Source organism: Kitasatospora sp. NPDC048365 (assembly GCF_043200835.1).
In the GTDB taxonomy this organism is placed as follows: Bacteria; Actinomycetota; Actinomycetes; order Streptomycetales; family Streptomycetaceae; genus Kitasatospora; species Kitasatospora terrestris.
Genome location: NZ_JBICYJ010000074.1, coordinates 1 through 25,779, shown reverse-complemented (window position 1 = coordinate 25,779; position 25,779 = coordinate 1). Strand labels below are relative to the sequence as shown.

18 protein-coding genes are annotated in these 25,779 nt (G+C 69.3%); 14 read left to right on the top strand and 4 right to left on the bottom strand.

The genetic code is table 11. The features are described from left to right. Positions 1–550 precede the first annotated feature (550 nt). The 4 genes from ACGFX4_RS39580 to ACGFX4_RS39565 all read left to right on the top strand — a co-directional run bounded on the left by ACGFX4_RS39580 (position 551) and on the right by ACGFX4_RS39565 (position 5,179). The gene (locus tag ACGFX4_RS39580) at positions 551–1,138 is read left to right on the top strand and encodes a hypothetical protein (RefSeq protein WP_393085726.1); all 588 of its coding nucleotides are present in this window, start codon (positions 551–553) and stop codon (positions 1,136–1,138) included. 313 nt (positions 1,139–1,451) lie between these two features. Further along, positions 1,452–2,726: a restriction endonuclease gene (locus ACGFX4_RS39575; RefSeq protein ID WP_393085724.1), complete on the top strand. Its 1,275-nt coding sequence runs from the start codon at positions 1,452–1,454 to the stop codon at positions 2,724–2,726. 357 nt (positions 2,727–3,083) lie between these two features. Then, positions 3,084–4,244 carry an AAA family ATPase gene (locus tag ACGFX4_RS39570; protein WP_393085722.1) on the top strand — a complete coding sequence of 387 codons (1,161 nt, stop codon included), beginning with the start codon at positions 3,084–3,086 and terminating at the stop codon, positions 4,242–4,244. A 53-nt stretch (positions 4,245–4,297) separates the two neighbouring features. Further along, the gene (locus tag ACGFX4_RS39565; protein WP_393085720.1) at positions 4,298–5,179 is read left to right on the top strand and encodes a hypothetical protein; all 882 of its coding nucleotides are present in this window, start codon (positions 4,298–4,300) and stop codon (positions 5,177–5,179) included. 543 nt (positions 5,180–5,722) lie between these two features. On the opposite strand, the gene ACGFX4_RS39560 is transcribed toward ACGFX4_RS39565, so the two are convergent. After that, positions 5,723–6,397 carry a DUF1963 domain-containing protein gene (locus tag ACGFX4_RS39560; RefSeq protein WP_393085718.1) on the bottom strand — a complete coding sequence of 225 codons (675 nt, stop codon included), beginning with the start codon at positions 6,395–6,397 and terminating at the stop codon, positions 5,723–5,725. Positions 6,398–6,693: 296 nt separating this feature from the next. On the opposite strand from ACGFX4_RS39560, the gene ACGFX4_RS39555 reads away from it, so the two are divergent. Then, entirely contained in the window at positions 6,694–10,992 is a 4,299-nt protein-coding gene (locus ACGFX4_RS39555; protein WP_393085716.1) for a discoidin domain-containing protein, read from the top strand. Between the two features lie 62 nt (positions 10,993–11,054). Here the strand turns inward: ACGFX4_RS39555 and ACGFX4_RS39550 are convergent, their stop codons facing one another. After that, positions 11,055–12,071, bottom strand: coding sequence for a LacI family DNA-binding transcriptional regulator (locus tag ACGFX4_RS39550; RefSeq protein WP_393085714.1), 1,017 nt, complete (start codon positions 12,069–12,071; stop codon positions 11,055–11,057). A 258-nt stretch (positions 12,072–12,329) separates the two neighbouring features. On the opposite strand from ACGFX4_RS39550, the gene ACGFX4_RS39545 reads away from it, so the two are divergent. From ACGFX4_RS39545 to ACGFX4_RS39525, 5 genes are all read left to right on the top strand, one after another. Then, positions 12,330–13,730, top strand: coding sequence for an extracellular solute-binding protein (locus ACGFX4_RS39545; protein ID WP_393085712.1), 1,401 nt, complete (start codon positions 12,330–12,332; stop codon positions 13,728–13,730). Positions 13,731–13,803: 73 nt separating this feature from the next. Beyond that, positions 13,804–14,748 (top strand): carbohydrate ABC transporter permease, encoded by a 945-nt coding sequence (locus tag ACGFX4_RS39540; protein WP_393085710.1) that lies wholly within the window; start codon positions 13,804–13,806, stop codon positions 14,746–14,748. A gap of 2 nt (positions 14,749–14,750) precedes the next feature. Beyond that, the gene (locus ACGFX4_RS39535) at positions 14,751–15,641 is read left to right on the top strand and encodes a carbohydrate ABC transporter permease (RefSeq protein WP_393085708.1); all 891 of its coding nucleotides are present in this window, start codon (positions 14,751–14,753) and stop codon (positions 15,639–15,641) included. 50 nt (positions 15,642–15,691) lie between these two features. Next, positions 15,692–17,293: a glycoside hydrolase family 13 protein gene (locus ACGFX4_RS39530; protein ID WP_393085706.1), complete on the top strand. Its 1,602-nt coding sequence runs from the start codon at positions 15,692–15,694 to the stop codon at positions 17,291–17,293. A gap of 127 nt (positions 17,294–17,420) precedes the next feature. Next, entirely contained in the window at positions 17,421–19,394 is a 1,974-nt protein-coding gene (locus tag ACGFX4_RS39525) for a glycosyl hydrolase family 28-related protein (protein ID WP_393085703.1), read from the top strand. A 166-nt stretch (positions 19,395–19,560) separates the two neighbouring features. On the opposite strand, the gene ACGFX4_RS39520 is transcribed toward ACGFX4_RS39525, so the two are convergent. After that, on the bottom strand, positions 19,561–20,007 hold the full coding sequence (locus ACGFX4_RS39520) for a DUF2000 family protein (protein ID WP_393085701.1): 447 nt from the start codon (positions 20,005–20,007) through the stop codon (positions 19,561–19,563). 49 nt (positions 20,008–20,056) lie between these two features. Between ACGFX4_RS39520 and ACGFX4_RS39515 the strand changes: the two genes are divergently transcribed. Then, positions 20,057–20,860 (top strand): AraC family transcriptional regulator, encoded by an 804-nt coding sequence (locus ACGFX4_RS39515; RefSeq protein ID WP_393085699.1) that lies wholly within the window; start codon positions 20,057–20,059, stop codon positions 20,858–20,860. Between the two features lie 25 nt (positions 20,861–20,885). Here ACGFX4_RS39515 and ACGFX4_RS39510 read toward each other — a convergent pair whose 3' ends face one another. After that, a complete protein-coding gene (locus ACGFX4_RS39510; protein ID WP_393085698.1) occupies positions 20,886–21,812 on the bottom strand; it encodes a hypothetical protein in 927 nt (308 codons plus the stop codon). A 202-nt stretch (positions 21,813–22,014) separates the two neighbouring features. Between ACGFX4_RS39510 and ACGFX4_RS39505 the strand changes: the two genes are divergently transcribed. The 3 genes from ACGFX4_RS39505 to ACGFX4_RS39495 are packed head-to-tail and all read left to right on the top strand — an operon-like array spanning position 22,015 to position 25,688. Further along, positions 22,015–23,421 carry an alkaline phosphatase family protein gene (locus ACGFX4_RS39505; protein ID WP_393085696.1) on the top strand — a complete coding sequence of 469 codons (1,407 nt, stop codon included), beginning with the start codon at positions 22,015–22,017 and terminating at the stop codon, positions 23,419–23,421. 24 nt (positions 23,422–23,445) lie between these two features. Beyond that, positions 23,446–24,381, top strand: a complete 936-nt coding sequence (locus tag ACGFX4_RS39500) for a hypothetical protein (RefSeq protein ID WP_393085694.1) — start codon at positions 23,446–23,448, stop codon at positions 24,379–24,381. Between the two features lie 56 nt (positions 24,382–24,437). Beyond that, positions 24,438–25,688: an MFS transporter gene (locus tag ACGFX4_RS39495; protein WP_393085692.1), complete on the top strand. Its 1,251-nt coding sequence runs from the start codon at positions 24,438–24,440 to the stop codon at positions 25,686–25,688. Positions 25,689–25,779: the final 91 nt, after the last annotated feature.

The following is a 25,779-nucleotide window of genomic DNA, read 5'->3' as shown; positions in this document are numbered from 1 at the left end:
AAACCCCCGACGAGAGCATCACCACAGCCCTGACCGCCTAGCCTGAAACCGGATCACCGAGTGGCCGTCGATACACCACTCCAGCGGACGTGACCGGGCGGCGCCGGCCTTCCTCCGGCGCGCGCCCCGCCTCCTGTCTGCGCCCCGGCTGGGGCTTCGCCGTCGTCGGCCGCGCCCGCAAAGGGGCGAAAAGCTAAGACCGGGGCAGAAACGGACAGGTCCAACTTCCACCCCGCACAGCGGAGGAACGGGGCACGGGCCGGCGCACACCAGCACGCCAGAACCAACCCCACCGGGGCCGGGGCGGGCGGCTCCACGGTTTTACCCACCTGCCCGGACCGGGACCCGCACCGAGCAAGACCGGGGGGCCACTCGGCCAAATTGCGGTCAGGCCCAAAGAGCCCTGACCGAGTCGCAGCAGCTTACGGCCCCCCGATCATGCTCGGACCCAGACCAGACAGGACACCGGCCAAAACCGCTCCACCACCCTCATTCAGCCTCAGCCGGCCCTATCGTGGCTATCGACCTGATGCGTGGGAGGGGACCTGCCGTGTACGTCGAGATCTCAAGAGTTTCAGTCGCCTTCTCAGCCCACGTCAGGTACTACCCGCGCGAGGCCTGGACATTGAGGATCTTTGACGCCGAGGTGGACAGCGACACGATCCGCGAGGAGCTCTCGAAGGTCGCTTCGTTGGACGGTTCCCTTGCTTGTCCTGTGGCCAACTCCTTCAAGGCCGTCGAACGTCGAACGGACTGGGGCGCATCCTCGACCTTCGCTGAGTACATGATCGAGGTTTCCCAGGGCATCCTTAGCAACGGCGGGTCGGCGGTAGTGGGGGCTGCCGTCACCATGGCGTTCAACCGGATCAAGAAGCGGACCGGTGCGCAGGACTCCCGTGCTTCGCTGACCATGGAAGGCGCTGCCGACTTGGTCCGCAGGGACATCGAGCGCCTCTACGACGAACCCACCAACTCGCTGACGATCACTGCGTCATCCTTCACGGCTGAGACCAACGTCTACGAGTTCACACTGACGGGCACCGCAGGCACGTACCGTGGAACGGTGGGCGAGCTCGAAGAGCAACCGGCATGCACGCACGTCTGGTTCACGAGCAGCGAAGACCGGCCTCGGAACTGAGTGTGGAACTGCGTTATAACGACGCCGCGCTTCGGCGACAACCACGGATGTTCGGGAACCGCGTGCGCAGGTGAAGGGCGGTCTGACCCAAGGCCTGATCGGCACCCGGGTCGCTTCGGGACAAAGAGGCCGTAAGGCGGTCAGCTCCGCGGTCCACTCTCACAGCTCAGCAGAGTCCCGGTGTGCCCTTGCTGTTAGCCACCGATGGGCTTGAGACGGACCGACTATGGTTGTGCCTCCATGTCAAGATCTCGGGTAGGACTTGGCTGCTTGTTGAGGGGGCGTGGTGGGGCGTTCGTTGAGAGTGGGGGACGTGCTTAGGTACACGGCCTCGAAGGACACGGCGCCGTCAACCATCGACGGGTTCGACAACTTCTACTTCGTCACGGAAAGCCCCGGCCAGAAGCGCGCCCTGCTCGAAGCGGGGATCAACGCGATGGCCAAGGTCAAAGCTGCCGATGGGATGCGGCGTCCGGCGGTAATGATCCGGTCGAGTCCATGGAAGGCAGGGTCAGAACAGACGCCCTGGCACGACGTGTTCGACATCGACAACGGGCACGTTCGCTACTTCGGCGACCACAAACCCGAGACGACGAAGCCTATCGGGAGCACCACGGGCAACGCGGCATTGTTGGAGGCGTTCGACAGCCACCAGGCGACCACCGCCGAGGTGCGGGCTGCCGCGCCACCGCTGCTGCTGTTTCGTTCGGTGTCGAAGAACGGCAAGGTCAAGGGCCACGTTCAGTTCTGCGGAGTAGCGCTGATCGAGCGGGCTGAGCGGGTCGTGCAGTGGGGCGGGCCGACGCGGACGACGTTCACCAACTACGTCTTCGACCTTGTGGTGCTTGACCTGACCGCGGAGGACGACAAGCTGAGGTGGGATTGGATCACCGCGCGGCGCGACTCCGATCGGACGGACGCCGAGGTACTGGAGATGGCGCCGACGGCATGGCGCGAGTGGGTGAAGCATGGCCACTCGGTGCTGCCGAAGGTGCGCCGGCGCGTGGCACGCTCGCAAGTCGTCAAGGTTCGAGATCAGCGGCCGACGCCCGGGAGTCGGGTCGAGGCAGATCTTCTGGCGGTCTATAAGAGGTTCGACAACGACAAGCACGCATTCGAGGCGTTGGCGGCGATCGTTGCCGCAAAGGTGATGCGGGGATCCGGACAGCGATACGACGAGGGTTGGCTCACCCGTCGGTCGGGAGACGGCGGCGCGGACTTCGTCGGTCGGCTGGATCTGGGAAGTGGGCTGGCCGGCACCAAGCTGGTCGTTCTCGGGCAGGCGAAGTGCATCAAGCCGGACAGTTTGGTGTCGGCCGAGCAGATCGCTCGGGTCGTGGCCAGGCTCAGGCGAGGGTGGATCGGTGTGTACGTCACCACCGGGTCGTACTCGGAGGCAGCTCAGCTGGAGATGGTCGAGGATCAGTATCCGGTGGTGCTGATCAACGGCCAAGATCTGATTAAGGAGCTGTACGAGATCGCAGGCAAGGACCACGGCGGCGATCTGATGGGTTGCGTAGAGGGTCTGTTGAGCAGCCGATCACTCGAAGTGCTCAACAGGCGGCCCGAGGAGATCCTTCTCGACTGAGTCACCGCGGGTGTCACTACACGTAGCAGCCCCGCGCGGTGGGTCAACGGCCTGGGAACCGCGCGGCGACCACACGCAACGGGCACGATGGCCCAACGGCAGTTGAGCAGAGTGCGGGGATGTATGCCCAAGTCGCTCCGAGCTGAGGGAACGCTTCTCTCCCGTTACGGGTCGATGGCAGGCAGGGCGACGATAGCGGTGCGCGCGGGCAACCCGCAGCAGCTCTGGTGACGCCGTCGCAGGGCTCGGACGGTGGACCGCCCCGATTGCTGACTGTGCGCAACGTCGAGACACGGCTATGATCCCGGTTCTATGATTGGCGCACCATCAGGGGGTCGCCAATCCGAACGGATTCGAATGCCTAGCATTGTTAGCTTCGAGATTGCAGGTCTTGCCGGCAGGGATGGCATTGTCCGGCATCAAATGCAGCCTGACGTCAATGTCTTCTGGGGTCTTAACGGAAGTGGCAAGACGTCCCTGCTAAAGATTCTCCACAGTGCGCTCCTGGGAGAGGCTTCTCTGCTTGTAAGGGTCCCATTTGATTGGGCGTTTGTCAAAATCGGCGTCAACGGCAAGATTATTGAGCGTCGAATCCAAAACCCCAAAGCTAGGAAGAATCTTGAGATCGAACCTGCAGAGGGACTCTTCGACGAACTTGAGTGGCGCGACCGCCGAGCCGGAGAAGAGCTAGTCGACCGGGCTGGAAAGATGCACTGGTCGACAAAGCCGGCGAGTCTTGATGGGCGATCCTTCCGCCACAGCTACCTCTCGGTTCTGCGATTTACCGACAGTCCACGCTTTCGCCCGGGAAGTTCAGATATTCTGGACGATGTTGCATATGATCGAATGTTTGCGCGACAAATTCAGCACATCTGGCAAGATTACTACACTCGCGAATTGATGCAGATTCGGCAGACGCAGCAAAATGGCTTGGCCGCTATTGCAAAATCTGTCGTCGGGAAGCCCAAGCGGGCCTCGACCGGAAAGTCGACTGTCTCGGACGTCGATGTAGACACGGCCTATATTGCAGTCAAGAACTTTTTCCAGGACCAGAATCTTGAGCTGGATTTTGGAAGTTTTGATCAGTTCTCCGAGAGTTTCACCAGTAACGCCCTGATGAGGGAAGTGGTCGGAGAAATTGTCGAGGTTCAAAATGGCGTGGAGAGTGCGCAAGAGCCGAAGCGCGCCCTCCAGGAGTTGATTCAAGAACTCTTTCGCGGGCGGAAGCAAATTAATTTCGAGGGCAGGTTCCTCAAAATTCTGAACGGTCCTGACGAGATCCCTCTGGAATCCCTGTCTAGCGGGGAAAAGCAGGTCGTCCGTCTCCTCGTGGAGTGCTTGGCTGCTGGCAGCAACTCCGTTTTGATTGATGAGCCAGAAATCTCAATGCATGTCGACTGGCAGCATCGACTTGTTAACTGCATGCGTACGGTGAATCCACAAGCTCAGCTTATTCTTGCCACTCACTCGCCCGAGGTCATGGCAGAACTCCCGGATAGGACAATCATCGAACTGTGACTGGAACTCGGAGGCTCACGTATTCCAGGGCGGGTTTCGCCAGACGCGTGATGGTGTCGAGCGACAAGCTGTTCGTCATTGTCGAGGGCAAGGATCTGGACGGTCGATTCTACGACCAGATTTGTAGTCATAGCCCCTCTGTCTCTGCGGCCGGGTATCAAGTCTGGCTTTCTGAGCAGATCAAGGATGACGTGACAGGCGTCGGCTCCGCCGGCAAGAAGGCGGTGCTGGCGCACTACGAATACTTCAGATCCAAGCGGAAGCTGAGCGTAACAACGTCCTCCGGGAAGCATTCCATTGCATTTATGGTGGATAGGGACAATGAGGATTATTCGGGCGGTCGCAGGAGGTCCCCTCATGTCATTTATACGCAGATGTTTGACGCCGAAGCCGAAGCCTTCTTTCACGGGAATGATGATGTGGCACTAGCGAACATATTTTCGCTGGATATGCAGTCGGCGAAGGCCCTTGCGAAGGACATCTCGGGGTGGGTCCAGGATTTGGCCGACCTGTGGCAGGACTGGATCATCCTGTGCTGCCTGGCGAATAAGGTGGGATCCAGGTGTGACGTGGGGTACGGTCATGAGTCTTCGATCAATTCACCGAGGTACGGACCGGTCGATGCGGCACTTGTTGCCGATGCCGAACAGCGCATTGGAGCGCGTTCAAGGTGCGGATCGCAGGCGTGCCAAGTAGAGCTTGCTGCCCTTCGCGCAAAAATGTTGCGGGCATTCGCCAGGGCGGACCGGCAAAAATTGGTTAAGGGTAAATGGCTGTCGAATTACCTTGCGCATCGCGCAAAGGAGTACTTCGGAACCTCGCCCGTTCTTGTTAAAGGGGCGGAGGTCATGGCAGCTCGCGCATATTTGGCCGCGTGTGATTTTTCAGAACCGTGGACGCGGCCGTACGCTTCTCGCTTGGAGGCGTTGCTTTGATCTGCTGAGCGAGTTGTGGCACACGTACGATGGTGGGGCAGCCTCCCTCGACTGTGTATGCGTACGGGGTTCTGTGGGAGCCACCGGGGGCAACGCGCTGTGCACGGAGCTGAACATCCCTGGCCAACTATGCGGGTCTGGTCGGTGCCGTGAGGAAGAGCGCCTGGGGACCAGATGGGGACCGCGCGCCGTGCACGGTGCCGAACCCTGCTAACCCGACGGAACGCGTGATTGTTCGGCGCTAGGCGGTTGACCTGCGGGAATGACTGCTTCCTTGATCTGGGGGTCAAGGGGTCGCAGGTTCAAATCCTGTCGCCCCGACAGTGATGTCGGAAGCCCGCTCATCTGGAACATTCCAGGTCAGCGGGCTTCTTCGCGTTTCGGCCGCTGCTCGCCTGACGAAGCGCCGGTGATGAACTCCTGGGGACTTGGAGACCATGCGGGCGCCGCGGTGGGCGATGCGGCGGAGGATTCGACCAGGGCTGCTCTCGGTGGTGGCATCTCTGGGGGCACGGGGTCGGCATGCCATGGGCGGTGGGGTGGTCAGCACTGCCAGAGGAAGAGGGCCTGGGCGCAGGGCTCGCAGGCGAAGGCGTAGGCCTTGCCGCGGCCGCCGAAGTTCATGGCGGTGGTGTGGGTGCGGCCTTCTTCGAGTTGGGTGACGAGGGTCATTGCCTCGGTGCAGGTCGGGCAGGCGGGGGTTTCGTCGTACTGGAGCCAGGTGGGGTGGCCGCCGAGTTGGCCGAGGATCTCCAGGGGGGAGCGGCCGGTGTGGGTTGTCCGCCATTCCTTGTGGGCCTGGTCGTAGGCCGCGGGGGTCGGGGGCTCGAAGGTGACGGCGCTGACCTCGCCGAGCAGGACGGTGTCGTCGTCCTCGTCCTCGTCCTCGGTGTCGATGGTGGGGACGGGGATGGCTTGCAGGCCGGTGGTGGGGAAGATCAGCGCGCGGTTGCCGCCTGAGGTGGGGTTCCACTCGGCGCACATGCCCGGGTCGTTCTGGCACATGAAGAGGGCGAGGAGGCCGCGCCCCTCGGTGGCGCCCTGGCCGGCGTGGTGGCCGAGGTCGTCGAGGAGGACGTGGGCGAGGAACTGCATGGGGCCGTCGCAGGTGGCGCAGTGGGGCCAGGCGGTGCCGGCCGGGGCGACCGGTACGCCGCCGGTGCGGGTCTGGAGGGAGTCGGGGGCCGCGGTGCCTGCGTAGGTCATGAGGGTGGTCATAGTCGGCGAGTTTAGGGCGGGGCGCTGACGCTGCGTCGGGCCGGCGAGGCCGTTGGGGCGTGGGAGCAGGGCGGGGCGGGGTGGTACTTCGGGGTCGACGCGGGTGCGGGTGCGGGCGGGGCTGGTGGGTGGGCTTCGTGTGCGGAGGGGTGTTCCGATCCGTTGACATGCTCGTCATGCCTCTGTAACCCTTGCCCAGCCGAGCGCAAAAGAGTGACAGAAGTTAGTCGCTTTCTCGACTCCCACTCCCCCCACCAGCTCAGAGACCCCCACCCACTCAGAGACAGAGGGATGTCATGAGATCACAACGCATCCTCCCGCGGCTGACGGCGTCGTCAGTCGCGGTGGGCATGCTCCTGCTCGCGGGGCCGCTGCTGCCGGCCCACGCCGCAGGCGGTCCGAACCTCGCCGCCGGCAAGCCGGTCACCGCGAGCAGCGTCAACGGCCAGTACGTGGTCGGGAACGTCAACGACGGCAACCAGTCGACCTATTGGGAGAGCGGCAACGGCGCGCTGCCCCAGTGGGTGCAGGTCGACCTGGGCAGCTCCGCGGCCATCGACCAGGTGGTGCTGAAGCTGCCCGGCAGCTGGGAGAGCCGCAGCGAGACGCTGACGGTGCTCGGCTCCGCGGACGGCAGCAACTTCTCCACCGTGGTGGGCGCCACCGCCTACTCCTTCGACCCGGGTGCGGGCAACACCGTCCGGATCAACTTCGGTTCCACCAGCGCGCGTTACGTGCGGATCCAGGTGGCGGCGAACACCGCCTGGCCGGCCGCGCAGTTCTCCGAGTTCGAGGTGTACGGCGCGGCCAGCGCCTCCGCGAACCTGCTGCAGGGCCGCCCGTTCACCGCGTCCAGCTCGAACGGGCAGTACACCCCGGGCAACGCGGCGGACGGCAGCCAGGCCAGCTACTGGGAGAGCAACAACAATGCCTTCCCGCAGTGGGTCCAGGGCGACCTGGGCTCCGCGGTGCCGGTGAACAAGCTGGTGCTCAAGCTGCCCACCGGCTGGGAGCGGCGCGACGAGACGCTGAAGGTCCAGGGCTCCACCGACGGCAGCAACTTCACCGACCTGGTGGCCTCGGCGGCGTACACCTTCGACCCGGCGGGCGGCAACGCGGTCACCGTGAACCTGCCGACCACCACCACCCGTTACCTGCGGCTGACCTTCACGGCCAACACCGCGTGGCCGGCCGCGCAGCTGGCGGAGTTCGAGGCGTACGGCCCGAACTCCGGTGACGTGCAGGCGCCGTCCGCGCCCGCCAACCTGGCGTACACCCAGCCGTCCTCCGGCCAGATCAAGCTGACCTGGGGCGCCTCGACCGACAACGTCGGGGTGTCGGGCTACGACGTGTACGCCGACGGGCAGCTGCTGACCAGTGTCGCCGGCAACGCGCTGACGTACACCGACAGCCGCGCCGACTCGGCGACGGTCTCGTACTACGTGAAGGCGAAGGACGCGGCGGGCAACCAGTCCGCGGCCAGCAACACGGTGACCCGCGCCGGGCAGACCGGTGACACCCAGGACCCGTCGGCGCCGGCCGGCCTGGCGTTCACCCAGCCGGCCTCCGGGCAGATCAAGCTGACCTGGGGCGCGTCGAACGACAACGTCGGGGTGACCGGGTACGACGTGTACGCCAACGGCGCGCTGCGCACCAGCGTGGCGGGCAACGTGCTGACGTACACCGACAGCCAGCCGGACACCGCGACCGTCTCGTACTACGTGAAGGCCAAGGACGCGGCGGGCAACCAGTCGGCCAGCAGCAACACCGTGGTGCGCACCGGCAGCGGCGGTGGCACCGGGACCAACCTGGCGGCGGGCAAGGCGATCACCGCCTCGTCCTCGGTCTTCACCTTCGTCGCGGGCAACGCCAACGACAACGACGTGACCACCTACTGGGAGGGTGCGGGCGGCTCCTACCCGAACTCCCTGACGGTGGCGCTGGGTTCCAACGCCGACACCAGTTCGGTGGTGCTGAAGCTCAACCCGGCCTCCGCCTGGTCGTCGCGGACCGAGACGGTCGAGGTGCTGGGCCGCGAGCAGAGCAGCCAGAACTTCACCAGCCTGGTGGCGGCGAAGAGCTACACCTTCGACCCGGCGAGCGGCAACACGGTCACCATCCCGGTGAGCGCCCGGGTGGCCGACGTGCAGCTGAAGATCACCGCCAACTCGGGTGCCCCGGCTGGGCAGATCGCCGAGTTCCAGGTGGTCGGCACCCCGGCGCCCAACCCGGACCTCGTGGTCACCGGCATCACCGGCTCCCCGGCGAGCCCGGTGGAGACCGACACGGTCACGCTGTCCGCCACGGTGAAGAACTCCGGTACGGCGGCGGCCGGCGCGAGCGCGGTCGACCTCTTCCTGGGCTCCACCAAGGTCGGCACCGCGCAGGTCGGTGCGCTGGCGGCGGGCGCCTCGGCGACCGTCTCGGCGGCGATCGGCGCGCAGAACGCCGGCAGCTACCAGCTGTCCGCGAAGGCCGACGCGGCCGACGCGGTGGTCGAGCAGGACGAGACCAACAACAGCTGGACCAGCCCGACCTCGCTGACCGTCTCCCCGGTGGCCAGCTCCGACCTGGTGGCCGCGCCGGTCGCCTGGTCGCCGTCGAACCCGGCGGTGGGCAGCGCGGTCAACTTCACCGTTGCGATCAAGAACCAGGGCACCGTCGCCTCGGCGGCCGGCAGCCACGCGGTCACCCTGACCGTCGCGGACGCCACCACCGGCGCCGTGGTGAAGACCCTGACCGGCTCGTACAGCGGTGCGATCGCCGCCGGCGCCACCAGCTCGCCCGTCTCGCTGGGCAGCTGGACCGCGGCCAACGGCCGGTACACGGTGAAGACTGTGATCGCCAACGACACCAACGAGCTGCCGGTCAAGCAGGGCAACAACACCAGCACCCAGCAGCTGTACGTGGGCCGCGGCGCGAACATGCCGTTCGACACCTACGAGGCCGAGGACGGCGTGCTGGCCGGCGGGGCGGCCGTGGTCGGCCCGAACCGGACCATCGGCGACGTGGCCGGCGAGGCCTCCGGCCGCAAGGCGGTGACCCTCAACCAGACCGGCTCGTCGGTGGAGTTCACCACCAAGGCGCCGACCAACACCCTGGTCACCCGGTTCTCCATCCCGGACGCGGCGGGCGGTGACGGCACCAACGCCACCCTGAACGTCTACGTGGACGGCAGCTTCCTCAAGTCGATCGACCTGACCTCGAAGTACGCCTGGCTGTACGGCAACGAGACCTCGCCCGGCAACGGGCCGAGCGCGGGCAGCCCGCGGCACATCTACGACGAGGCGAACGTGCTGCTCGGGGTGAACGTCCCGGCCGGCCACAAGATCAAGCTGCAGAAGGACTCGGCCAACACCAGCCAGTACGCGATCGACTTCGTCAGCCTGGAGCAGGCCACCCAGGTCGCGAACCCGGACCCGGCGAAGTACGTCGTGCCGACCGGCTTCACCCACCAGGACGTGCAGAACGCCCTGGACAAGGTCCGGATGGACACCACCGGCACGCTGGTGGGCGTCTACCTCCCCGCGGGCGACTACCAGACCGCGAACAAGTTCCAGGTGTACGGCAAGGCCGTCAAGGTGATCGGCGCCGGCCCGTGGTTCACCCGGTTCTACGCGCCGACCGGCCAGTCCAACACCGACGTCGGCTTCCGGGCCGAGGCCACCGCCAACGGCTCGACCTTCGCCGGGTTCGCCTACTTCGGCAACTACACCTCGCGGATCGACGGCCCGGGCAAGGTCTTCGACTTCGCCAACGTCGCGAACATCACGATCGACAACATCTGGACCGAGCACATGGTCTGCATGTACTGGGGCGCCAACACGGACTCCATGAAGATCACCAACTCGCGGATCCGCGACACCTTCGCCGACGGCATCAACATGACCAACGGCTCGACCGACAACCTGGTCTCCAACAACGAGGCCCGGGCGACCGGTGACGACTCCTTCGCGCTGTTCTCCGCGATCGACGCCGGCGGCGCCGACGAGAAGAACAACGTCTTCGAGAACCTCACCTCGATCCTGACCTGGCGCGCGGCCGGCATCGCGGTCTACGGCGGCTACGCCAACACCTTCCGCAACATCTACATCGCGGACACCCTCTGCTACTCGGCCATCACGATCTCCTCGCTGGACTTCGGCTACCCGATGAACGGCTTCGGCGCCTCGCCGACGACCGACCTGCAGAACATCTCGATCGTGCGGGGCGGCGGCCACTTCTGGGGCGCGCAGGTCTTCCCGGCGATCTGGGTCTTCTCGGCCTCCAAGGTGTTCCAGGGCATCCGGGTGAGCGACGTGGACATCGTGGACCCGACGTACAGCGGCATCATGTTCCAGACCAACTACAGCGGCGGCCAGCCGCAGAACCCGGTCACCGACACGGTGTTCACCAACGTCTCGATCACCGGTGCCCGCAAGAGCGGTGACGCCTTCGACGCCAAGTCCGGCTACGGCATCTGGGCCAACGAGATGCCCGAGGCGGGCCAGGGCCCGGCGGTCGGCTCGGTCACCTTCAACCACCTCACCATGAGCAACAACTTCAAGGACATCCAGAACACCACCTCCACCTTCAAGATCACTGTCAACCCGTAACCGGGGAACGGGAAAGGGCGGGCGCCCTCGGGCGCCCGCCCTCTTCGTCGTGCCCCTGCCCCCTACCCGGGCCGGCGCCGGGCCGGGCCGGTGGAGCCGCGGACGACCAGCTCGGGCTCGAACAGCAGCTCCCCGGGCGCGATCGCGGCGCCGTCGATCTGGCCGACCAGCAGCTCCACCGCGGCCCGGCCGAGCGACTCGATCGGCTGCCGGACGGTGGTCAGCGGCGGCTGGGTGCAGTTGATGAACGCCGAGTCGTCGAAGCCGATCACCGAGAGGTCCCCGGGGACGTCCAGGCCGGCCCGTCGGGCGGCCCGGACGACCCCGAGGGCGAACGGGTCGCTGGCGCAGATGACGCCGGTGACACCGGCCTCCAGGAGGCGCCCTGCGGCCGCGTGGCCGCCCTCCAGGCCGAACAGAGCACGCGCTGTCCACTCGGGGCGCGGTTCGCGGCCCTGGAGGGCGTACTGGTGGACGTAGGAGGCGAGCTTGCGGCGGGAGGGCACGTGACCCTCCGGGCCGACCACCAGGCCGATCCGCTCGTGCCCGAGCGCGGTCAGGTGGGCGAAGGCCTGGGCCACCGCGACGGTGTCGTCGGTGGAGACCTGGGGGAAGCCGAGCCGCTCCACGGCGGCGTTCAGCAGCACCACCGGGACGCCGCGCTCGCGCAGCTGCGCGAAGTGCTCGTGGGAGGCGTCCGCCTCGGCGCAGTGCCCGCCGGCGAAGACCACCCCGGAGACCCGCTGCTCCAGCAGCATGCTGACGTGCCCGGCCTCGCCGAGGCCGCCCGCGGTGCGGGTGCACAGCAGCGGCGTGAAGCCGCGCTGGGCGAGCGCGCCGCCGACCACCTCGGCGAGCGCCGGGAAGATCGGGTTCTGCAGCTCGGGCAGGACCAGGCCGATCAGTCGGGCGCGTTCGCCGCGCAGCTGGGTGGGCCGTTCGTAGCCCAGGACGTCGAGTGCGGTGAGCACCGCGTTGCGGGTGGCTGCGGAGACCCCCGGCCGGCCGTTGAGGACCCGGCTGACGGTGGCCTCGCTGACTCCGACTTTCTGCGCCACCACGGAGAGTCTGCTCTTCATGCGCAAAAGTAGAACAGGATTTGGCAAGAACCTGCAAGGTGGTCCTTAAGGGCCCCGGATCGCGGTTCGGATGCGGCGCAAGGCCTCGGAAGGGGTCGAAGGCCCCTCGATGCACAGTCGTAACTTTTCAGTCTGTCGTCAACCTCTTGCAATCACCGGTTCAAGGACCTACGTTCCTCACACGTCGGCTTTCGCCCGGCCTCACCGAAACCTCTTCCCACCCATGGGGTACGCATGAAGCTGAACAGATCGAGCAGGATGGCCGCTCTCGCTCTCGCGGCAGGGATGCTGCTCACCACCGCCGCGTGCAGCAGCGGTTCCTCCGGCAGCGGCGACGCGGCCGGCGGCACGGCGGACGGCAAGCCGCTCGACCCGAACGCGACCGTCACCATCTCGATCGACTGCGCTCCGGGTGCGGACCAGGCGGCGGGCAAGGCCAACTACGCCGACGACCTCGCGCTCTTCAAGACCAAGTACCCGAACGTCACCATCAACGCGAAGCCGTACGTCGGCCAGTGCGAGGTGCCGGCCCAGCAGACCGCGCAGTACAAGGCGCACGACGAGACCGGCGCCTTCCACGCCTACTTCACCGACCGCGACGCCACGCTGAACTCCGGCGACGCCCAGGACATCACCGCCTACGTCAACGACCAGACGGTGCCCGGCTTCTCCTCGATGCTGCCGAGCGTCAAGCAGAACATGACGGTCGACGGCAAGGTCTACGCGCTGCCGATCAACTACTACAGCACCGGCCTGGTCTACAACCGCGACCTGTTCAAGCAGGCCGGCCTCGACCCGGACAACCCGCCGAAGACCTGGGACGAGGTGCAGGCCGCGGCCAAGAAGATCTCCGCGCTCGGCAACGGCATCTCCGGCTACGAGGACTACAGCGGCGGCAACACCGGCGGCTGGCACTTCACCTCCGAGCTCTACAGCCTCGGCGGCAAGATGGTCTCGCAGGACGGCAAGAAGGCCGCGTTCAACTCCGCCGAGGGCAAGCAGGTCCTCAAGCGCCTGCACGACATGCGCTTCACCGACCAGAGCATCAGTGCCACCCCGGTGACCGGCTGGGCCGACGCCTTCCCGCCGCTGGCCACCGGCAAGGTCGGCATGTTCCTCGGCGCGCCCGACGTCATCAAGCACCTGATCGAGGTGCTCGGCGCGGACGCCAAGGCCTACGGCCTCGGCCCGATGCCGGGCGCCACCGGCCCGGGCAACAGCCTCGGCGGCGGCGACCTGTACTACATCAAGAAGGGCCAGACCCCGAACCAGATCAAGGCCGAGATCGCCTGGATCAACTTCCAGTACCAGACCCCGGACTCCGGCCAGTTCAACTACTCCCGCGCCAAGACCCTGGCCGGCAGCAGCAAGGACCCGGTCGCGATCGCCGTCCCGCAGCCGTACTTCTGGAGCGCCGACTCGCCGCAGATCAAGGCGATCACGGAGTCGCTGAAGGCCAACGGCAACCTGCCGCTGTCCAACTACGACCCCTACATCAAGAACCCCACCACCACGCTGACCGAGCCCCCGGCGGCCCAGCAGCTGTACAAGATCCTCGACACCGCGATGTCGGCCGCGATGACCGACCCCAACGCGAACCTCGACACGGTGCTCGCCACCGCCGAGGCCCAGGCGAACCAGATCCTGGCCAACCAGTGACCCGCCGCCCGGCCGGACCGCACCTCCCCGCGGTCCGGCCGGCGGCCGGCACCCTGACGAGGAGTCACCTCCCATGACCACCACGCTGACCCGCGGCCCGGCCCGCGCCGAAGCGGCCCGCACCGGCAACCCGCCGCCGGGCGGGGCCTGGCGCCGCGCGCTGACGCGCAACCTGCGCGCCCACGCCTTCCTGATCGGCGCCCTGCTCTGCTTCGCGCTCTTCACCTGGTACCCGATGGTCCGTGAGATCGTCATGTCGTTCCAGAAGGTCCGCTACGGCGAGACCCGCTGGGTCGGGTTCGACAACTTCCGCCAGATCTTCGCCGACCCGGAGTTCTGGCCGGCCTGGCAGCACACCCTCGAGTTCACCGGCATCGCCCTGTTCTTCGGCTTCGTGGCGCCGTTCGTCTCCGCGATCGTGATCAACGAGTTCCGGCACGCCCAGAGCTACCTGCGGATCCTGGTCTACCTGCCCGTGATGCTGCCGCCGGTCGCCGGCATCCTGCTCTTCAAGTACTTCATGGACCCCGGATACGGCCTGTTCAACCAGATCCTCGAGGCGCTGCACCTGCCGACCTCGTCCTGGCTGGCCTCGCAGGACACCGCGATGCTCTCGCTGGTGATCGTCTCCACCTGGGCCAACATGGGCAGCGCCACCCTGGTCTACCTCGCCGCCCTGCAGAGCATCCCCGGCGAGCTCTACGAGGCCGCCGAGCTGGACGGTGCCGGACTGCTGCGCCGGATCTGGCACGTCACCGTGCCGCAGACCCGGCTGATCCTCTCCCTGATGCTGATGCTGCAGGTGGTCGCCACCATGCAGATGTTCACCGAGTCCTTCGTGCTCACCGGCGGCGGACCCCAGGGCTCGACCACCACAGTGGTCTACCTGCTCTACAACTACGCGTTCAGCTACGACAAGTTCAACACCGCGGCCGCACTGGGCGTCGTCCTGCTGCTGGTACTCGGCGCCTTCTCGGCCGTCTACCTCTGGCTGGAGCGCCGGGGCGGGGAGGAGTGACGATGAGCAAGGAAGCCCGTTCCGCCGCGACCCGCACCCTGATCTCCCCGGTGCGCCTCAACCAGCCCGCCGGCCGCCGGATGTACCGGATCGTCCTGGTGTCCACCCTGGTGATGGCGACGATCGTCTTCATCGGCCCGCTCTACTGGATGGCCACCGGCGGCTTCAAGTCCCCGCAGGAGCTTGTCCGGACCCCGCCGACGCTCTTCCCGGAGAGCCCCAGCACCCACGCCTTCACCGAGGCCTGGGACCGGCTCGGGATGGCGCAGCTGCTGCTCAACACGGTCGTCTACGCCGGCGGCGCGCTGCTCCTGCAGCTGATCTTCTGCGTCGCCGCCGCGTACTCGCTCTCCAAGCTGCGCCCGATCTTCGGCAACGTGATCCTCGGGATGATGCTGGCCTCGATGATGATCCCGGCCGCGGCCCTGGTGATCCCGCAGTACCTGACGGTGCTCGACCTGCCGCTGGTGCACTGGAACCTGATGAACACCCCGTGGGTGATCTGGCTTCCCACCGTGGCCAACGCGTTCAACATCTTCCTGCTGAAGCGCTTCTTCGACTCGATCCCCAACGAGCTGCTCGACGCGGCCTCGATCGACGGGGCCGGTCCGGTACGGGTGCTGTGGTCCGTGGTCCTGCCGCTCTCGCGGCCGATCCTCGGGGTGGTCTCGATCTTCGGCCTGGTCGCGGTCTGGAAGGACTTCTTGTGGCCGCTGATCACCGTGCCCGCCCACGAGACGCTCAACGTCGGCGTCAACACCGCGGCGACCTCCATGCCGCAGAACACGCTGATCGCCGGGCTCTTCCTCGCCTCGCTCCCGACCATCGTCCTGTTCCTGGTCTTCCAGCGGAACATCATGGCGGGCCTCACCGCAGGCAGCCTCAAGGGCTGAACCCGCGCAACCCCCGTCCCGACAACGCCCCTCGAAAGGAAACCCGGACCGTGTCAGAGCAGTGGTGGCGGAACGCGGCGATCTACCAGGTGTACCCGCGCAGTTTCGCCGACGGCAACGGCGACGGCATCGGGGACCTCGCCGGAGTTCGCGCAAAGCTGTCGTACCTCGCCGAACTCGGCGTGGACGCCATCTGGTTCAACCCCTGGTACCCCTCGCCGATGGCCGACGGCGGCTACGACGTCGCCGACTACCGGGACGTCGACCCGGTGTTCGGCACCCTCCAGGACGCCGAGAAGCTCATCGTCGAGGCGCGCGAGTACGGCATCCGCACCATCGTGGACGTGGTGCCCAACCACGTCTCCGACCGGCACCCGTGGTTCCGCGCCGCGCTGGCCGCGGCCCCCGGCAGCCCCGAGCGGGAGCTGTTCCACTTCCGCGAGGGCCGCGGCGAGAACGGCGAACTACCGCCCAACAACTGGGAGTCGGAGTTCGGCGGCTGCCCGTGGACCCGGATCGACGACGGCTGGTGGTACCTCCACCTGTTCGCCGCCGCCCAGCCGGACCTCAACTGGGACCACCCGCTGGTCCGCCGCGAGCACGAGGAGATCCTGCGGTTCTGGTTCGACCGCGGTGCGGCCGGCGTCCGGATCGACTCGGCCGGCCTGCTGGCCAAGGACCCCGGCCTGCCCGACCTGGTCGAGGGCGCGAGCCCGCACCCCTACATCGACCGCGACGACCTGCACGAGATCTACCGGTCCTGGCGGGCCATCGCCGACTCCTACGAGCAGCCGCGCGTGCTGATCGGCGAGATCTGGGTGCCCGACACCGAACGGTTCGCCCGCTACCTGCGCCCGGACGAGCTGCACACCGCGTTCAACTTCGACTTCCTGGCCCGCCCGTGGGACCCGGCGCAGCTGCGCGCCTCGGTCGACGCCACGCTCGGCGCGCACGCCCCGGTCGGCGCCCCCGCCACCTGGGTGCTGTGCAACCACGACGTCACCCGCACGGTCACCCGGTACGGTCGCACCGACACCCGGTTCGACTTCGACACCAAGGCCTTCGGCACCCCGACCGACCTGGCGCTCGGCCTGCGCCGGGCCCGGGCCGCCGCGCTGCTCACCCTGGCCCTGCCCGGTTCGCTCTACCTCTACCAGGGCGAGGAGCTGGGTCTGCCCGAGGTGGAGGACCTGCCGCTGGACCGCCTCCAGGACCCGATGCACTTCCGCTCCGGCGGCACCGACCCGGGCCGGGACGGCTGCCGTGTCCCGCTGCCCTGGTCGGGCGTCGAGGCGCCGTTCGGCTTCGCCCCGGACGGCTCGAAGGAGCCGTGGCTGCCGCAGCCGGCCGACTGGGGGCGGCTGACCGTCGCCGCGCAGTCCGCCGACCCGGACTCGATGCTGGAGCTCTACCGCGCCGCGCTGCGCCTGCGGCGGGCCGAACGCTCCCTCGCCGCACCGGACATGGCGTGGCTGCCGACCGCGCCGGAGGTCCTCGCGTTCAGCCGAGGCACCGAGGGCTTCGCCTGCGTGGCGAACCTCGGCACCGAGCCGGTGGACCTGCCCGCGCACGACACGGTGCTGCTCACCAGCGGGCCGCTGACCGACGGTCAGCTGCCCCCCGACACGGCGGCCTGGCTCCGTCTGCCCTGACACGGACGGAGCGCAGGGCGCTCAGGGGGCCGCATCTTTCCTTGGGGGGAGTGGTGCGGCCCCTTCCAGTTCCACCACACACCCCCACACCCCCGACTCGTCAGCCCCGTACGGGAGGTTTCCCACCATGCACTTCCCACGCTCCTCCGCCACCGCGCTGGCCGCCGCGGTCTGCCTCGCTGCCGCCGCCGGCGGCAGCGTCGCCCACGCGCAGGGCGGCCCGGCCGTCAAGGTCACCCGGGCCGCACTGGACCCGTCCCTGGTCACCGGCCGAGGCGCCGACCTCGGCTTCCAGGAGCAGGAGGCGGAGAACGCGCCGACCACCGGCACCGCGTTCGGCGCGAACCGGGAGGCGTACAGCCTGGCCGCGGAGGCGTCCGGCCGCAACGCCGTCCGGCTCCAGCCCGGGCAGTACGTCGAGTTCACCCTGCCGAAGGCCGCCAACGCGATCACCGTCCGGTACAGCCTCCCGGACGCCCCGGCCGGCGGCGGCATCACCTCGCCGCTGGACGTCAGCGTCGACGGCAAGCAGCGCCACACCATGACGCTGACCTCGCAGTACTCCTGGCTCTACAACCAGTATCCGTTCACCAACGACCCGGGCGCGGACCTGCTCCACCCGGACTGGTGGATCACCGAGTGCGGCTGCGTCCCCGCCGCCACCACCCCCGCGCCGGTCGTCTCCAAGCCCTTCCGGCCCGGACACGCCTTCGACGAGCAGCGGCTGCTGCTCGGCCGCAGCTACCCGGCGGGCGCCAAGGTCCGGCTGAGCGTCCCCGCCGGGGCCGCCGCCACCGTCGTCGACCTGCTGGACTCGCAGACCGTGGCCCCGCCGCACGTGGAGCTGCTCGCCGCCAACGTCCTGGTCTTCGGCGCCGACCCGACCGGCCGGCGGGACTCGGCCGACGCCATCGACCGGGCCATCGCCTTCGCCCGCCAGAAGCACCTCAAGGTCTACATCCCGCCGGGCACCTACCAGGTCAACCGGCACATCGTCGTGGACGACGTCACCGTCGTCGGCGCCGGCAGCTGGTACACCGTGATCAAGGGGCACCAGACGGACCTGCCGGGCGGCGCGCACACCGGCGTCGGCTTCTACGGCAAGGAGGCCGCCGACGGCGGCAGCCGCAACGTGCACCTGTCCGGCTTCGCCATCGAGGGCGACGTGCGCGAGCGGATCGACACCGACCAGGTCAACGGCGTCGGCGGCGCGCTCAGCGACTCCAGCGTCGAGGGCCTGTACATCCACCACACCAAGGTCGGCCTGTGGCTCGACGGCCCGATGCACAACCTGCGGATCACCGGCAACCAGATCGCCGACCAGATCGCCGACGGCATCAACTTCCACACCGCGGTGACCGACTCGGTCATCTCGAACAACTTCATCCGCAACACCGGTGACGACGGCATCGCCCTGTGGTCGGAGAAGGCCCAGGACGCCGGCAACGTCATCGACCACAACACCGTCCAGACGCCGACCCTGGCCAACGGCATCGCGATCTACGGCGGCGCCGACAACACGGTGTCGAACAACCTGATCGCCGACCCGATCCGCGAGGGCAGCGCCCTGCACGTCGGCTCCCGCTTCGGCGCGGAGGCTTTCGCCGGGCAGCTGCGGATCACCGACAACACCACCGTGCGGGCCGGCACCTTCGAGCTGAACTGGCGCGTCGGGCTCGGCGCGATCTGGTTCTACGCCCTGGAGAAGGACATCAAGGCGGACATCCAGGTCACCGGCGACAACTTCCTGGACAGCACCTACAACGCCGCCATGTTCGTCTCCGACTGGCCGGTCAAGGACCTCTACTCGATCACGAACGTGCACTTCAAGGACGTCAAGGTGGACGGCACCGGCACCTCGGTGGTCAGCGCCCGGGCGGCCGGCTCGGCGACCTTCGAGAACGTCCAGGCGCGCAACGTCGGCGCGGTCAGCGTCAACAACTGCGGAACCTTCCACTTCACCCCGGACGGTTCGGAGTTCCGGCTCGCCGACCAGGGCGGCAACAGCTCCTGGCTCGCGCCGTGGGAGGTGCCCAACACCATCACCTGCGACGACCGCCCGCCCGTCACCCCGCCGCCGGCCCCCGGCCCCTGGCAGTAGCCGGACCGCGGCCCGCCGTCGACGTCTCGCCGGAACTGCTTCCGGCGCCGAGCGGCAACGGCACGCACGGTCTTCGCGCCGCACGGCGCACAGGAACAGGGGGTGGCCTCGCGGCCCGGCGTGGTCACCCCCGCCCACCTCGACGGACCGGCCGACACCCTGGCCGTCAGGGGTGCATCCGGGCCCCCTTGAGGACCTTGTCGACGGCGTTGCGCGGGCCGTGGACGGCGAGGCCGACCAGGTCGAGGTCGGCGGTGGGCACGGCACGGACGGCGGCACGGTTGTCGCGGTCGTTGCCGGTGGTGAAGAGGTCCGAGGTGAAGACCGCGAGGGGGAGGGAGCGGGAGAGCGCCCGCCGGTGGGCGAGGCCGATGGTCTCCTTGCCGCCTTCGAGGACCAGGACGGGCTGGCGCAGCATCGGCAGGTAGGCGGTGTCGTCCGCGTCCCGGTAGGGCTCGCCGACCAGTTCGGGTGCCGCCGTGCCGAGGCCGCTGACCAGGAAGGCGGTGACGTTCAGCCGCTGCCAGGGTTCGAGGTCCTCGCGGAGCAGGACGGCGATCTTGGTGTCGAAGCGGACGGGGGCGGCGGGGGCGGCCTGCTCGGGGGTGCTCATGGGTCGAGACTGCGCGATGCCCGGCGGCCCGGTCTTGTACGTTCCTTGCATGGCGTCGCGACCCGAGGTGTCGGCTTGGCGCCCGGCGGTCCCGGGCGTGGTGGAGGTGCTGCACGCCCGCTTCACCGAGCACGTGTACCCGATGCACGTCCACGACGCGTGGACGGTGCTGATCGTCGACTCCGGCGTGGTCCGCTACGACCTGGACCGGCACGAGCGCGGCACCCCGGGCGACACGGTCAGCCTGCTGCCGCCGCAGGTCCCGCACAACGGCGAGCCGGCCACCGCCGACGGCTTCCGCAAGCGGGTGGTCTACCTGGACATGACGCAGCTCGACGAGCGCTACATCGGCGCGGCGGTCGACGGCCCCGACCTGACCGACCCGCTGCTGCGCCGACGGGTCGCCCGGCTGCACGCGGCGCTCGCCGACCCGGGGGACGAACTGGAGGCGGAGAGCCGGCTGGCCTTCATCGGCGAGCGCCTGCGGGCGAGCCTGCGCCCCCGCCTGGCGGTGGACGTCGGGGGCCCGCCCCGCGGCGTCGCCGGGGAGCTGCGCGACCTGCTGGACGCCCGGCTGCCGGCCGCCGTCACGCTGGACGAGGCGGGCCGGCTGCTGCACGCGCACCCCGCGCACCTGGTGCGGGCCTTCAGCGCCGCGTACGGCATCGCGCCGCACCAGTACGTGATGTCCCGGCGGGTCGACCGGGCCCGCCGGCTGCTGCTCGGCGGCCGGCCGCCCGCCGAGGCGGCGACCGCGGCCGGCTTCTACGACCAGTCGCACCTGAACCGGCACTTCAAGCGGGTGCTCGGGGTCACCCCGGGCCGCTACGCCCGGTCCGGGCGCGGCAGTTGAGGCCCGGCCGCGGCAGGCGGGCGGGTCAGCGGGCCCAGCGGATGCCGTGGAAGCCGGGGGAGACGTCCGGGTCGAGCAGGTGGGCGACGGTGCCGCCGATCAGGCGCAGCCGGGCGACGTCCTTGTGCGGGAGGCGGCTGTCGAGCCGCCAGATCCGGGCCGCGTGGCGGTAGCCGCGGGCGGCCGGCAGCCGGACGGTGAGGTCGTAGCGCTGCCCCGGGGTGCGGAACCAGTGGCCGTGGTACGACTCCTCGCCGCGGCCCGAGGTGCGGTACTCGACGGTGAAGGTCTCGCCGCGGTCGAGCGGCGGCAGCAGGATCTCGGCGGCGAGCAGCGCCTGCGCGGGGTCGGCGCACACCCGGCCCAGGCGGCAGTCGCGGCCGGTGCGGATCAGCGGCACCGTGCCGTTGGTGGTGTGCGCCAGGACCACGTGCCGGTCGGCGCCGGTGCGGCGGGAGCGGACCACCAGCCGGACGGCGGTCTCCCAGCCGTGCTCGGAGACGGTGACGTCGTGGTGCACCGCGAGTTCGGCCAGGCCGGGGTCGCGGTCGGGGTCGAGCCGGGCGCGCAGCCGCCGCGCCTCCCCGACGGGGGTGCCGGGGATGGCGGTGGTGCGCCGGGCGCGGCCGGCGGGTTCGTCCAGCAGCCGGGCCAGGCCGCCGGGGCGGACGTCGAGCAGTCGCTCGAGCTCGGCCAGGGCGCGCAGCCCCTGCGGGCCGCGGGGCCGGCCGGCCCCGCGCTGCCAGTTGCTGAGCGTGGACACCCCGACCGGCTGCCCGCGCGCGGCCAGGTGCTCGCGCAGCCGGGCCAGGGTGAGGCCGCGGGCGGTGATGGCCTCCCGCAGCGCCGTGTGGAACGGCCGGTGGGCGGATGCCTCGCGGGTGCCGTCGATCGGGTCCGCCTCCTCTCGGCTCGGCCGGTGCGTTCCCGTCGGGACGCCTGTCGGGGACACATCATGCCGGGCGCGGCGGACCACCGCAGCCCCCTGGTTACCGGCCGGTACTGAATTTTTCGACGGCCCCGGCATCGGCCCAGGTCGGCGAGGTCCGAGGCGGCCCGTCGTCCACGGACCGTCGCGCCGGGCGGCTTCCCACCCGCCCGCGGCCGCACCAGCATGGCGGCGATTTCCACCGGACCGGAAGGGAGCAGACCTCATGCTGAGAAGAAGACTCGCGGTGGCCGCGCTGTGCGCCGCGCTGGCCGCGGCCACCGGCGCGGGCGTGGCGGCGGGCGCGCGGACGGACACCGCCGCCGGCGCGCAGACGGCCGCCGTCGGCGCGGTGCCGCGGTTCGACCACATCGTGGTGGTCCCGTTCGAGAACAAGGACTACTCGGCGGTGATCGGCAGCGCGGACGCGCCGTACATCAACTCGCTGGCGGCGCAGGGCGCGAGCTTCAGCCAGTCGTTCGGCGTGACCCACCCCAGCCAGGGCAACTACGTCGCACTGTTCTCCGGCGGCCAGCAGGGCGTCACCGACGACAGCTGCCCCAAGAACTTCACCGGGAAGGCCAACCTGGGCAGCCAGTTGATCGCCGCCGGGTTCAGCTTCAAGGGCTACTCCGAGGGCCTGCCGAGCGACGGCTTCACCGGCTGCTCGTCCGGCGACGGCCGGTACGTGCGCAAGCACAACCCCTGGGTGGACTTCGACAACGTGCCGGCCGCGAGCAACGTCCGGTACAGCACCTTCCCGACCGACTGGACCCAACTGCCCACGGTGTCCTTCGTGGTGCCCGACATGTGCAACGACATGCACGGCGCCACCGGCTGCGCCGCGTCGATCCCCACCGGCGACAGCTGGCTGCGCACCAACCTCGACGGGTACGCGCAGTGGGCGAAGACCCACAACAGCCTGCTGGTGGTCACCTTCGACGAGGACAACTTCAGCTCGGTCAACCAGATCGCCACCGTCCTGGTCGGCGCCCAGGTCAGGACCGGTACCTACGCCGAGCAGATCAACCACTACAACCTGCTGCGCACCATCGAGGACGCCTACGGGCTCGCCCCGCTCGGCAGCGCCGCCGGCGCGACCCCGATCACCGACGTGTGGACCACCTCGCCCACACCGTCGCCCTCGCCCTCGCCGAGCTCCAGCTCCTCCCCGTCCCCCTCGCCCTCCCCGACGCCCGTGCCCGGTGTGGTCAACGGCGGCTTCGAGTACGGGACGTTCAACGGCTGGACGGTCTCCGGCACCACCGCCGTCGCCGCCGGACGCAGCGGCGCGTACAGCGGGGCGGCCGGCGCCACCACGCCCACCGACGGGGACTCGGTGATCTCGCAGACCTTCACCGCCCCGCCGGGCGCCACCACGCTCACCGTGTGGTGGAAGGGCGACTGCCGTGACACCGTCCGCTACGCCTGGGCCACCGTCGTGCTCAAGCACAACACCAGCGGCACGACCAGCACCCCGCTGCCCAGGACCTGTACGGCGAACGGCGGTTGGCAGAAGATCACCGACACCCTCACCCCCGGCCACTCCTACACCCTCCAACTGGTCAACCACGACGACAACTACCCGGGTGACCCCAGCATCACCTGGTTCGACGACGTCACGGTCGGCTGACCGGAACCACGGAGGACACCCATCGTGACAAGGCGGATCCTGGTCGCCGCGACCGTCGCCCTGCTGCTCACGGCCGTCTGCGCGGGCTACATCCTGGCCCGCGCCAGACCGGCGGCCGGTCCGCCCGCATCCGGCCTCACGCTCCGGACCGCCGGCCTGCTCGTCCGCGACACGGCGAGCGGCCGGCTCGCCCTGGTCCGCGAGGACGGCAGCCGGGCCGTGAGCCCGCTCTCCTGCCTGCGGCTGTACGCTGCGGCCGGTACCGGGGTCTGCCTGCGACAGGGCCTGGTCTCGGCCGAACTCGTGGTGACCGACCAGGCCTTGAAGGAGCTGCGGACGCTCCCGCTGAACGGCGTGCCGAACCGGGCCCGGGTCTCGCCGACCGGCCGGATGGTCTCCTGGACGGTCTTCGTCACCGGCGACTCCTACAACGGCGGCCAGTTCTCGACCCGTTCGGGCATCCTCGACACCGGGACCGGCGAACTCGCCGGGAACCTGGAGAACTTCACCGTCGACGGCCACCGCGCCCCGCCCGACGCCAACCTCTGGGGCGTCACCTTCGCCGCCGACGACAACCGGTTCTGGGCCACCCTGGCCACCGGCGGGCAACGCCTGCTGGTCCGCGGCGACTTCGCCCGGCGCGACCTGCACGTCCTCGCCGAGAACGTCGAATGCCCGTCGCTCTCGCCCGACGGCACCCGGATCGCGTACAAGAAGATGCTCCCCGACCGGAGTTGGCGCCTGACCGTGCTCTCGCTCGCCGACCTGGCGCAGACCCCGACGGCCGAGACCCGCAGCGTCGACGACCAGGCCGCCTGGCTGGACGACGGCACCCTCGCCTACGCGCTGCCGCACCAGGGCCGTACCGGCGCCGACGTCTGGACCGTCCCCGCCGACGGCAGCGGCACCCCGCGCCTGCTCGCCGCCGACGCCGAATCACCCGCCCGGCTGCGCCCCTGAGCCGCCCGGGTCGCCCGGAACCGGCCCCGCCCACCGCTGCGAAGGACCGACCGCCCGTGTACCTCACCACCACCGGCATCCGCCCCCGACGCGGACCCGCCGCCGCCCCCTGGCGCCAGGTCGGCGGCAACGTCCTCGCGCTCGGCGCCGTCAGCCTGACCACCGACGTTTCCTCGGAGATGGTCACGGCCGTCCTCCCGCTCTACCTCGTCGCCGGCCTGCACCTCGGCCCCGCCGCGTACGGCCTGCTCGACGGCCTGTACGGCGGGGCGACCGTGCTGCTGCGGCTGGCCGGCGGCTACCTCGCCGACCGGACCCGCCGCCGCAAGGCCACCGCCGGCCTCGGCTACGGCCTGTCCGCCGCCGCGCGACTCGGCCTGCTCGCCGCCGGCGCATCGACCGCCGGGCTCGCGCTCGCCATCACCGCCGACCGGGCCGGCAAGGGCCTGCGCACCGCACCCCGGGACGCGCTGATCGGCCTCTCCGTCCCGCCCGCCGTCCTCGGCCGGGCGTTCGGCGTGCACCGCGCGATGGACGCGGTGGGCGCCTTCGCCGGGCCGCTGGTCGCGCTGGCCGTCCTCGCCGCCGCCGACCAGGCCTTCGACGCGGTCTTCCTGACCTCGTTCTGCGTGGCCTGCTTCGGGGTGGTGCTGCTGGCCCTGTTCGTCCGCGACCACCGTGATCGGCCCGGGCCGCGGTCCACGGCTGCCCCGCGCGCCCGGGAGGCCGCCGCGCTGCTCGGCCGCCCGGCTGTCCGCCGACTCCTCGGTGCGGCCTGCCTGTTGGGCCTGGCCACGGTCGGTGACGGCTTCGTGTACCTGCTGCTCCAACGCCGCACCGCGCTCGCCACCGGCTGGTTCCCGCTGCTCGCGGTGGGCACGGCGCTCGCCTACCTGCTGCTCGCCGCGCCGCTCGGGGCGCTGGCCGACCGGATCGGCCGGACGCCCGTCCTGCTCGCCGGCTACCTCGCCGTCGCCGCCGTGTACCTGCTGCTGGCCGGTCCGCTCGGCGGCCCGCCGCTCGTCCTCGCCGTTCTGCTGCTGCACGGGTTCTTCTACGCCGCCACCGACGGCGTCCTGATGGCGCTGACCACCCCGGTCCTCCCGGAGCGGCTGCGCACCACCGGCCTCGCCCTGGTCCAGAGCGGCCAGGCCCTCGCCTACCTGGCGTCCTCCGCACTGTTCGGCCTCGCCTGGCAGACCTGGGGCGTGCCCGCCGCCGCCACCGGAGCCGCCGTCGCCGCGGTGGCGGCCGCCGCGGCGACCGCCGTGCTGCTCGGGCGCCACGGCGGGCCGGGGAAGGCCTAGGGTCCGTCTTCAAACCCCCGCCTGCGGGCCGCCGCCGGGGCACGCACCTCGACGGCTTCTCCTCAGTCGCCGATGCTCCGCATGGACTCCC

Excerpts from the sequence above, each read along its gene's own strand:
- ACGFX4_RS39570 (WP_393085722.1), top strand. The coding sequence starts at position 3,084 with ATGCCTAGCATTGTTAGCTTCGAGATTGCAGGTCTTGCCGGCAGGGAT.
- ACGFX4_RS39515 (WP_393085699.1), top strand. The coding sequence starts at position 20,057 with ATGGCGTCGCGACCCGAGGTGTCGGCTTGGCGCCCGGCGGTCCCGGGC.
- ACGFX4_RS39520 (WP_393085701.1), bottom strand. The coding sequence starts at position 20,007 with ATGAGCACCCCCGAGCAGGCCGCCCCCGCCGCCCCCGTCCGCTTCGAC.
- ACGFX4_RS39560 (WP_393085718.1), bottom strand. The coding sequence starts at position 6,397 with ATGACCACCCTCATGACCTACGCAGGCACCGCGGCCCCCGACTCCCTC.
- ACGFX4_RS39505 (WP_393085696.1), top strand. The coding sequence starts at position 22,015 with ATGCTGAGAAGAAGACTCGCGGTGGCCGCGCTGTGCGCCGCGCTGGCC.
- ACGFX4_RS39545 (WP_393085712.1), top strand. The coding sequence starts at position 12,330 with ATGGCCGCTCTCGCTCTCGCGGCAGGGATGCTGCTCACCACCGCCGCG.
- ACGFX4_RS39535 (WP_393085708.1), top strand. The coding sequence starts at position 14,751 with ATGAGCAAGGAAGCCCGTTCCGCCGCGACCCGCACCCTGATCTCCCCG.
- ACGFX4_RS39550 (WP_393085714.1), bottom strand. The coding sequence starts at position 12,071 with ATGAAGAGCAGACTCTCCGTGGTGGCGCAGAAAGTCGGAGTCAGCGAG.
- ACGFX4_RS39540 (WP_393085710.1), top strand. The coding sequence starts at position 13,804 with ATGACCACCACGCTGACCCGCGGCCCGGCCCGCGCCGAAGCGGCCCGC.
- ACGFX4_RS39525 (WP_393085703.1), top strand. The coding sequence starts at position 17,421 with ATGCACTTCCCACGCTCCTCCGCCACCGCGCTGGCCGCCGCGGTCTGC.
- ACGFX4_RS39555 (WP_393085716.1), top strand. The coding sequence starts at position 6,694 with ATGAGATCACAACGCATCCTCCCGCGGCTGACGGCGTCGTCAGTCGCG.